The organism is Chitinophaga sp. (assembly GCF_035761305.1).
Classification (GTDB): Bacteria; Bacteroidota; Bacteroidia; order Chitinophagales; family Chitinophagaceae; genus Chitinophaga.
Genome location: NZ_DASTRI010000117.1, coordinates 1 through 9,582 on the forward strand (window position 1 = coordinate 1; position 9,582 = coordinate 9,582).

The 9,582-nt window shown below is 49.4% G+C and carries 9 protein-coding genes; 6 read left to right on the top strand and 3 right to left on the bottom strand.

The features are described from left to right. The 4 genes from VFS25_RS10070 to VFS25_RS10085 form a co-directional block, all read left to right on the top strand. Window positions 1-292, top strand: a 292-nt coding sequence (locus tag VFS25_RS10070) for a hypothetical protein (RefSeq protein ID WP_326462009.1), incomplete at its 5' end; no start/stop codon positions are given. Continuing rightward, window positions 282-1,634 (top strand): TolC family protein, encoded by a 1,353-nt coding sequence (locus tag VFS25_RS10075; protein WP_326462010.1) that lies wholly within the window; start codon window positions 282-284, stop codon window positions 1,632-1,634. The genes VFS25_RS10070 and VFS25_RS10075, both read left to right, overlap by 11 nt. Window positions 1,635-1,684: 50 nt before the next feature. Continuing rightward, a complete protein-coding gene (locus VFS25_RS10080) occupies window positions 1,685-2,833 on the top strand; it encodes an HlyD family secretion protein (RefSeq protein WP_326462011.1) in 1,149 nt (382 codons plus the stop codon). A gap of 20 nt (window positions 2,834-2,853) precedes the next feature. Further along, the gene (locus tag VFS25_RS10085; protein ID WP_326462012.1) at window positions 2,854-4,431 is read left to right on the top strand and encodes a DHA2 family efflux MFS transporter permease subunit; all 1,578 of its coding nucleotides are present in this window, start codon (window positions 2,854-2,856) and stop codon (window positions 4,429-4,431) included. A 116-nt stretch (window positions 4,432-4,547) separates the two neighbouring features. On the opposite strand, the gene VFS25_RS10090 is transcribed toward VFS25_RS10085, so the two are convergent. The 3 genes from VFS25_RS10090 to VFS25_RS10100 all read right to left on the bottom strand — a co-directional run bounded on the left by VFS25_RS10090 (window position 4,548) and on the right by VFS25_RS10100 (window position 7,024). Continuing rightward, window positions 4,548-4,946: a DUF1634 domain-containing protein gene (locus tag VFS25_RS10090; RefSeq protein WP_326462013.1), complete on the bottom strand. Its 399-nt coding sequence runs from the start codon at window positions 4,944-4,946 to the stop codon at window positions 4,548-4,550. Between the two features lie 3 nt (window positions 4,947-4,949). Further along, window positions 4,950-5,786, bottom strand: coding sequence for a sulfite exporter TauE/SafE family protein (locus VFS25_RS10095; RefSeq protein ID WP_326462014.1), 837 nt, complete (start codon window positions 5,784-5,786; stop codon window positions 4,950-4,952). A gap of 218 nt (window positions 5,787-6,004) precedes the next feature. Next, the gene (locus tag VFS25_RS10100; RefSeq protein WP_326462015.1) at window positions 6,005-7,024 is read right to left on the bottom strand and encodes a LacI family DNA-binding transcriptional regulator; all 1,020 of its coding nucleotides are present in this window, start codon (window positions 7,022-7,024) and stop codon (window positions 6,005-6,007) included. Between the two features lie 151 nt (window positions 7,025-7,175). Between VFS25_RS10100 and xylA the strand changes: the two genes are divergently transcribed. Together xylA and VFS25_RS10110 are read left to right on the top strand one after the other, a co-directional pair. Continuing rightward, on the top strand, window positions 7,176-8,507 hold the full coding sequence (xylA, locus tag VFS25_RS10105) for a xylose isomerase (RefSeq protein WP_326462016.1): 1,332 nt from the start codon (window positions 7,176-7,178) through the stop codon (window positions 8,505-8,507). Between the two features lie 425 nt (window positions 8,508-8,932). After that, a partial coding sequence (locus tag VFS25_RS10110; protein WP_326462017.1) for an STN domain-containing protein occupies window positions 8,933-9,582 on the top strand: 650 nt, incomplete at its 3' end.

Genomic DNA, 9,582 nt, shown 5'->3' on the forward strand with positions numbered 1-9,582 from the left:
AGGGGTGCCTACGGAGCTGATCCACGACGTAAAAAAGCAGATGTACGACATGGTGAAGAAGCTCATTACAGAAGGCCAGAAAAAAGGCGCGTTTTTAGGGGATGTTGATACCATGATGATGGTGAATACCCTGGTAGGTACCAGCAACCACGTCATCATATCCCAGAATTTCCTGCGGAAAATCTGGAACCAGGAAACAATATCGGAAGAGAAATTCCGTCAACAGCTTAAAGAAAAAGTAAGCAACCATTTGAAAAAAATATTTAAAGTCGTATTAACAAATGAACGCTAGGAGCATATTCAGATCGCCATGGATGTTTGTGCTGGGATTGTTACTGGCCTTTAACATACCAGGCCGGGCGCAGGAAGGAAAAGTATTAACACTCAGGGACGCTATTGATCTGGGCATTAAAAACAGCAAGCAGTTAAAGTTAAATCAAACCAAAATAACTTCCGCGCTCAACGCCGTTAAAGACGCCAATGCGCGGCAGCTGCCGGAAGCAAGCATATCCGGCTCTTACATGCGGCTTAACCAGCCCAATATTGACCTGAAGCTGAAAGGCGACAGCACCAATAACAACGGCGGCAGCAGCAGCTCCACGCCCGATGTGAGCCAGGTGGCCTACGGCATGGCCTCTATATCTGTACCTATCTTTTCAGGGTTTAAGATACAGGCCGCCAAAGAATCAGCCCGTTACCTGGCCCAGGCCGCCAGGCTGGATGCCGACAGGGACCGCGAAGAAGTGATACAGAATACCATTGCTGCCTACAGCAACTTATATAAAGCTACCGTAGCAGTAAACCTGGTAAAAGAAAACCTGAAGCAGCAGGAACAGCGCACCGCCGACTTTGCCAATATGGAAAAGAACGGCATCCTGGCCCGCAACGACCTGTTAAAGGCACAGCTGCAGCAGTCAAATATAGAAGTAGCGCTAACACAGGCAGAAAGTGATTTAAAGCTGGCCCGCATTAATATGAACATTATGCTGGGCTTACCCGAAGATACTAACATGGACCTGGACACAACCTTTTTGGCACAGGCGGGCGGCGAGGAAAAAGCAATAACAGAATGGGAACAAGTCGCACAGCAAAAACGTAAGGACGCCGCCTCCCTGCAGGCCCATGAAAAAGCCGCTTATGCAGGCATAAAATCTGCCAAAGGAGATTATTACCCCTCCCTGGCGCTTACCGGTGGTTACGTAGCCGCTTACATCCCCAATGTAGTAACGGTTACCAATGCCCTGAACGTAGGCGTGGGGTTGAAGTACAACCTGGGTTCCTTATGGAAAACAGGCTCTAAGGTAGATGACGCCAAAAACCAGCTGGCCGCCGTACAAATCAATGAAGCAATGCTAAGCGATAAGATACATTTGGAGATAAACCAGGCTTATGAGAATTACATTGTAAGCAAAAGAAAGATCGGGATGTACGAAAAAGCGATAGAGCAGGCAGCCGAAAACTACCGTATTACAAAAAACAAGCACGCCAACAGCCTGGCTACCACTACCGACCTTCTGGAAGCAGACGTTGCCGAGCTGCAGGCGCACCTGAACTACACCTCAGCCCGCGCAGATGCGGTAGTAGCCTACAATAAGCTGTTACAAACCGCCGGTGTACTGGAAGAGAACAAATGAGTGAAAACAAAAAGTAATTAAACAACCAACAATTTCAATTAAAGGTCTTTATGGAAACACAAGTAAATGAAGTAAGATCTGCCAGCAATAAAACAGGGAACGCTGCACCTCAGGACAACCAACCACCCAAGAAGAAAACGAATGTGCGTTTCATGGTTATTCTTGCAATACTGGTGATCGGCGGTAGCATCTTTGGCATCAGTAAATATGTGTATGCGCTGCATCACGAAGAAACAGACAATGCGCAAATAGAAGCCAACCTGAGCCCTGTAATACCCCGTGTAAGCGGCTACGTGAAATCCGTTCGCGTAAAGGATAACCAGCAGGTACAAAAAGGCGATACCCTTATTGTGCTGGACGACCGCGACCTGCAGATAAAGCTGGAGCAGGCAGAAGCCGCCCTGGCAGCCGCAAAGGCGAATGTAGGCGTAGCGCAGGCAAATACAGAAGCATCACAGGCAAACATTGTTACATCACGTGCCAATGTAGCCACCGTGGATGCGCAGATTGAAGCCGCCAAAGTAAATGTATGGCGCGCCACCCAGGATTATGAGCGTTACGCCAACCTGATAAAAGATCATTCCATTACCCAGCAGCAATATGAACAGGCCCTGGCCGCCAAGCAAACCGCTGAAAGGCAGCTGCAGGTGCTGCAGGAGCAAAAGGCATATGCCGCACAGCAAACAAAAGGCGTGGCCTCACAAAGTAATGCCACCGCCCGCCAGATAGCCGCCGCGGAAGCCGCCATTAAGGAAAAGGAGGCAGAGGTGGATAATGCAAAGCTGAACCTTTCCTACACCGTAATTACTGCGCCGGAAGCAGGCAATATATCCAAGGTATACGTACAGCCCGGGCAATACCTGCAGGCTGGCCAGTCGCTGTTCAGCATTGTACTGGATAACTCTGTATGGGTAGTAGCCAACTTTAAGGAAACCCAGCTGGATAAAATGAAGGTAGGACAGAAGGTGAAAGTGCATGTGGACGCGTTCCCGGAAAAAGACCTGGATGCGCATGTGGCCTCATTCTCACCCGCTACCGGCGCCCGTTTTGCGCTGCTGCCCCCGGATAACGCCACCGGCAACTTCGTAAAAGTAGTACAGCGTTTACCCGTAAGGATCGAGTTCGATAACCCGAACGATCCGGTGGTAAAACAGCTGCGTGCAGGTTTGAATGTGGATGTGGACGTACATCTTGACTAACCATTATTATTGAAATTTTTATGCAACAGGCATCATTGGTAGAATACGGCGCCCGCCGGGTGATTATCACCATAACGGCTATATTCTGCGCGCTGCTCGAAATAGTGGACACCACTATTGTAAACGTGGCCCTGAATGATATGCGCGGTAACCTGGGCGCTACCATGAGTGAGGTTGGTTGGGTAGTAACAGCATACGCCATCGGTAACGTAATTATCATACCCATGACCAGCTGGCTGGCGCAGCAATTTGGCCGCCGCAACTACTTTGCAGTATCTATTGTAATGTTTACAGCGGCCTCCTTCCTGTGCGGTAATGCTACCTCCCTGTGGGAGCTGGTGATCTTCCGCTTTATTCAGGGGGTAGGCGGCGGCGCCCTGCTGGTAACCTCACAAACCATTATTACAGAAAGCTACCCGCCTGAAAAACGTGGTATGGCGCAGGCCATCTACGGTTTAGGCGTGATCATTGGCCCTACGCTGGGCCCCCCGCTGGGTGGTTATATCATTGACCACTCTACATGGCCGAATATCTTTTACATCAATATACCAATAGGAATTATAGCCACCTTGTTAACACTGCAGTTTGTGCGCAGTCCCAAATTTGCAGAGAAGAAAGCAGCGAATGAAATTGATTGGTGGGGCATTGGTTTCCTGGCCGTTGCAGTAGGCTCTTTGCAATATGTGCTGGAGCGCGGGCAGGAAGACGACTGGTTTAATAACACAGCCATCGCGGTTTTAGCGGTGATGGCGATACTGGGCTTTTTCTTTTTCATATGGAGGGAATTGGTGTATAAGAATCCAATAGTAGAGCTGCGTGTGTTAAAGAACGGGAATTTACGGATCGGAACAATTTTGTCGTTTGTCATGGGATTTGGTTTATACGGGTCCACCTTTGTTATTCCGTTGTACACACAAGGTATAATGGGGTGGACCGCCACGCAGTCTGGTTTGCTGATGCTGCCCTCTGCGTTGATGACAGCCTTCATGATGCCGCTGATCGGTAAAATGCTGGAAAAAGGTATTCCGCAGCCCTACCTCATAGCCATCGGCATGATATCGTTTTTCTTTTACAGCTTTTGGGGGTATAAGATCATTACGCCCGATACCGGCCAGTCGGCCTTTTTCTGGATGCTGATTGTGCGTGGCGTGGGCCTGGGCTTCCTGTTCATACCCATTACAGCCATGTCGCTGTCGTCCCTGAAGGGTGTGCAGATAGGCCAGGGCGCCGCCTTTACAGGCATGATGCGGCAGCTCGGCGGTTCATTCGGTATTGCGTTGATCTCCACTTTTGTATCGCGCCGTAACCAGCTGCACCGGATGGACCTGGTAAGCAAGCTCGATACCAACAGCCCGGAGGTAATGAACCGGGTGCACTCCATGCAGGCCAGTTTTATGCACAAGGGAATGGATGCATCCACTGCGCTCAAAAGCGCGTATCAATCATTGGAATATAGCATTTTGAAGCAGCAGACCGTGTTGTCGTACATGGATGTATTCCTGTACCTGGGAATATTGTTCCTGATATTTGTGCCGGTAGTACTGCTGATAAAGTCCAATAAAAAGGGAGGAAAATTAGACCCGTCTGCCATGCACTAAGGCAGCGCGTTAAAAGATATAAAAGATATGTTACTAACAGTGTAACAGTTGTAGGTTTAGGTAAAAAGCCGGAATATTCTTATTCCGGTTTTGTTTTTTAAACCCGCACCTAACCGTTATCCGCCCAGTCCTCCCAGCATGCTGAAGGTGATCACCCCCAGCACAACCAGCGTAATTGCAATATACAGATAGTCTTTTTCAATAATAAACGCCAGTACCGAAAACAGGATGCGGGCAATAGGCGTGGCAATCAGCAGCACCACGCCCAGCTGGATAATTTCTTTTCCATGGCCCTGCAATGCCCCGCGCACAATCGCCGGCAGGTTGTCAAAGCGGTTATTAGGCCCCGCAAAAGCCCGGTATTCCGGTACTTCATGCCCGTGCCGTATAATGTAAATAATGCCGCCGGCCAGCACCACCAGGCTTGAAATAATAACGCCGTAGCGGAGCAGGCCGCCCAGCAATACTTCCACATCTTTATCTTCCCAGTACTTTCTTGAAAGCAGTCGCCTCATGTGTTATAGTTTTCCGGTAATGCCGTTATAGATCATTTGTAATGCCAGCAGTGTTATTACCACGCCGAAAATAATGCGGAGCCATTTGGTTTTGGCATGGGCAAGTATTTTGGTGCCGCCCAATGCCCCGGCCAGTACGCCCAGCACCACCGGCAGGCAAAGCCCGGGATCAATATAGCCGCGCTGCAGGTACACTACGGCGCTGGCTGCTGCTGTTACGCCTATCATGAAATTGCTGGTGGTGGTAGATACTTTGAAAGGCACGCGCATCATGTTATCCATGGCCAGCACCTTTAATGCGCCGGAGCCAATACCCAGCAGGCCGGATAATACGCCGGCCACCGTCATCATCAGGTAGCCGCCGGGCACATGCCGTACCTTATAATTTACATGGCCGTCGGAAGTAGGGTAGTTGCCATTCAGGCGCAGCTGCTGCGCCAGCTGGCTGTGATTACCGGTTTCCAGGTTACTGTGCTTGGGCCGGAACGAAAGGAACCCGGAAATGATCAGCACCACGCCAAATATAATGGCCACTGCATTTGTAGGCATATACACGGCCAGCAAGGCGCCGGCTACTGCGCCGGTAGTGGTGGCAATTTCCAGGAACATACCCAGGCGTATATTGGTGATCCCTTCTTTTACATAAGCAGAAGCGGAGCCGGAGGAGGTTGCAATGGCCGCAATAAGGGCGGTACCGATGGCATAACGGATGTCGGTATGGAATCCGAGTGTGAGCAGTGGAATAATTACTACGCCGCCCCCGAGGCCTGTAAGGGACCCCAGCAATCCTGCCAGGAAAGCCCCGCCCAGTAGCACGAGCGTAAAAGTTAAAATGGTCATGGTTGGTGTTGGTCCTTGTTGGTGCACAAAGGTCAGTAAATGCGCCGAGAATGCAAAGCTGTCTTGTATTCCGATGGACTAAATGCAGATGTAAAATGTAAAACAGATGAATGTAAAATATAAAAGTGGAACGCGGCAAACGTAAGCTGTACCTGGGTTCGCGTTATTCTACTTTTACATTTGAAATTTTACATTTATGATTTTACATTCTTTGGGGCTCAACTCCTTCTGCTCGACTCCCGCACAATCAATATCGGCTTCAGCACTATCTTTTCTGCCGGCCTGCCGGCGGCTTGTTTATCCTGTATGGTTTTCAGGAACAGCCGTGCTGCTTCCTGTCCCATTTTTACCGTTTGCTGGTCTACGGTAGAAAGGCCGGGATGCACCAGCGCTCCGAATGCCTCATTCGCAAAGCCTATTACACCGGCTTCCCGGGGTATTTTTATGTTATAAGCCTGCAGCTGTTGTATTACGCCCATGGCGGTATAATCCTCCAGCGCAAAAACGGCATCAAACGCAATGCCCTGTTCCCGCAGCTGCTTTATACAGGAGCGGCCGTATTCAATGGAAAACTGTCCCTGCAGTATCAACTCTTCCCGTACCGGTATCTGGTAACGGTGCAGGGCGTCTTTGTAGCCGCGCAGGCGTTCCTTGAAAATAGGGATGTCCTGTGCGGCAGTAATGTGTACAATGCGGCGGTAGCCTTGTTGTACCAGGTGTTCTGTAGCCATAAAGCCGCCCTGGTAATCATCAATGGTTACAGAAGGGGTGTCTAATGCAGCCAGGGTACGGTCAAAGAAAATAAGCGGTATGTTGCGCTTTTTGATGTCCTCATAATGCGCATACTGGGTGGTTTCCAGGGTAACGGAAGAAATAATGCCGTCTACCCGCGATTGCAAAAAGGTGTCGATACCTTTTATCTCCTGCTGCACCATTTCATTGCTCTGGTACAGCAGAATGCTGTAGCCGTTCTCGTTCATCACCTTTTCAATACCATGCACTACCGAGCTGAAAAAGCTTACGTGCAGGCTGGGTACAATAACGCCTATAACATGCGTATTGCCCGAGCGCAGGGAGCTGGCCAGCTTGTTCTGCCGGTAGTTAAGTTTTTCCGCTGTCCGGTGCACGGCCGCCCGGGTTGCTTCGCTGATGGCCGGGTTGTTGCGCAGCGCCCGGGCCACCGTAGAAAAGGTGATGTTCAGCTCCCGGGCTATGTCGTGAATAGTCGTTTTCTTCATTTCGTACCACAATTTTAACAATAGGCTTTTGTTTTTTCATAGTTTCTTTTATTTTTATGCCAACGTTGGCATAAATAGTGGTCCGGAGGTTGTTACCTCACGAATCGCTTATAGCTCATTACTTTATTAAAAACTGATACAAACCTTCTCTATGGCAAAAATTGTCACAGGTAGCAAAGAATTTTTCAAAGGCATAGGCGCCATTAAATACGAAGGCCCCTCTACCGACAATCCGCTGGCATACCGCTGGTACGACGAGAATAAAGTTATAGCCGGTAAAACCATGAAGGATCATCTGCGCTTTGCAGTAGCTTACTGGCACTCCTTCTGCGGCACCGGCGCCGATCCTTTCGGCGGGCCTACCCACCTCTTTCCCTGGGATGAGAAAAGCGATCCGGTTGAAAGGGCCAAAGACAAGATGGACGCCGCTTTTGAGTTCATTACCAAACTGGGGATGCCTTATTACTGCTTTCATGATGTAGATGTGGTGGATTATGGCAACAACATTGCCGAAAACGACCAAAGGCTGCAAACCCTGGTGGAATATGCTAAAACAAAGCAGGCCGACAGCGGAGTAAAGCTGCTGTGGGGCACCGCCAACCTGTTCTCTCACCGCCGTTATATGAATGGCGCTGCCACCAATCCTGATTTTCATGTGCTCAGCCATGCTGCCGCGCAGGTAAAAGCCGCGCTGGATGCTACCATTGCCCTGGGCGGTGAAAACTACGTGTTCTGGGGTGGCCGTGAAGGTTATATGAGCCTGCTGAATACAGATGTTAAGCGCGAGCAGGAGCACCTGGCCCGTTTTCTGCAAACCGCCAGGGATTATGCCCGTAAGCAGGGCTTCAAAGGCACCTTCTTTATAGAGCCCAAACCTTGTGAGCCCACCAAACATCAATATGATTACGACGCAGCAACCGTGATCGGTTTCCTGCGCCAGTACGATCTGCTGAACGACTTTAAGCTGAACCTGGAGGTGAACCACGCCACCCTGGCCGGCCACACTTTCCAGCATGAGCTGCAGATTGCCGCCGATGCAGGCTTGCTGGGCTCTATAGACGCAAACCGCGGCGACCAGCAGAATGGATGGGACACCGACCAGTTTCCCACTGATATTAATGAAGTAACAGAATATATGCTTATTATCCTGGAAGCCGGCGGCTTTAAGGGCGGCGGCATTAACTTTGACGCCAAAATACGCCGTAACTCCACTGATCCGGCAGACCTGTTCTATGCGCACATTGGCGGCATTGACACTTTTGCCCGTGCGCTGGTGGTAGCCGATAATGTGCTGCAAAAGTCGGAGTACCGCAAGATCCGCCAGGACCGTTACGCTTCCTACGACAGCGGCAAAGGCAAGGATTTTGAAGCCGGCAAGCTGTCACTGGAAGACCTGCGGGCCTATGCCATAGAAAAAGGCGAGCCGGCAGCCATCAGCGGCAGGCAGGAATACCTGGAGAACCTCATAAACCGGTATATTTAACCGTAACACAACTAAAAAACACATGGTCCGGTAAGAAAATATTTACCGGACCAATTTTTTTGCTTTCTTTGTAGTAGCCTGCCGGCGTTGTTCATTCTCCGTAGCACCATACCCTATACGTGAATAGAACTGCGGCCGCCGGTGTAAGTGTCTGAATGCCAGCATGGATTTGCGGAGATAGATCATCAGCCTCATTAGTTCAATAACCAGCTTATAACGGTACGGCCAAAATTTTTTTATTAAAAAATCTGGCTGTATTTTGAAATAATTCGAAGTAATCTCTTTCAAAGTAGACCATTTAACTATCAAAGGTGTCCTCACTGTGCATTTATCTAATACGGTGCAACGGCCGTTATTACCGGCAAATAGGTAAGGCGGGCTATTGCGTATATAGTGTAATAGATAAATGGTGTTACCGCACGTTTATGAAACCATACGACCATCAATCCCTGCGTCTGTCTTATAAATTCTTCTTTTTTTCCATTTTCCTGGTGGGTTCATTATCAACTGGCTTAAAAGCGCAACAATATCAGCCGGTTGGTAAGCGTATTACTTTTGCAGGTAAAAACGTACGGTTGGCGGATTTCTTTAACGTAGTGTGGGACCAAACCCGCATGCAGGCCTTCTATAACGACGAACAGCTGAGCAGTAACGAAAGAATTACCGTAAACTTTAAACGGGAGCCTCTGGATAATGTGCTGGCCTTCCTGCTGCGGAAGAAAAAGCTTACCTGGTATTACCGGGAGGAAACTTTTGTAATACTGCCCAAAAAGCCGGGCGATCCTGACCTGGGTGAAATGCCCGACGAAGCGCATATTGATGTACCCGGCCAGGTAACAGATAAAAATGGCGCTCCGTTGCAGAACGCCTCTGTGATTGTAAAGGGCAGCCGTAAAGGCGCTTATACCAACGAAACGGGAAAATTCCTCATTAACCACATCCGCAAAAAAACAGTGCTGGCCATCAGCTGTATCGGGTATTCCCCTAAAACCATACAGGTATTTGATGATGATACTTTAAAAGTACAGCTTTCCCCCGCCGTTACCGGCCTGGATGAAGTATTGATAATTGCCTA

Excerpts from the sequence above, each read along its gene's own strand:
- VFS25_RS10075 (WP_326462010.1), top strand. The coding sequence starts at position 282 with ATGAACGCTAGGAGCATATTCAGATCGCCATGGATGTTTGTGCTGGGA.
- VFS25_RS10080 (WP_326462011.1), top strand. The coding sequence starts at position 1,685 with ATGGAAACACAAGTAAATGAAGTAAGATCTGCCAGCAATAAAACAGGG.
- VFS25_RS10085 (WP_326462012.1), top strand. The coding sequence starts at position 2,854 with ATGCAACAGGCATCATTGGTAGAATACGGCGCCCGCCGGGTGATTATC.
- VFS25_RS10090 (WP_326462013.1), bottom strand. The coding sequence starts at position 4,946 with ATGAGGCGACTGCTTTCAAGAAAGTACTGGGAAGATAAAGATGTGGAA.
- VFS25_RS10095 (WP_326462014.1), bottom strand. The coding sequence starts at position 5,786 with ATGACCATTTTAACTTTTACGCTCGTGCTACTGGGCGGGGCTTTCCTG.
- VFS25_RS10100 (WP_326462015.1), bottom strand. The coding sequence starts at position 7,024 with ATGAAGAAAACGACTATTCACGACATAGCCCGGGAGCTGAACATCACC.
- xylA (WP_326462016.1), top strand. The coding sequence starts at position 7,176 with ATGGCAAAAATTGTCACAGGTAGCAAAGAATTTTTCAAAGGCATAGGC.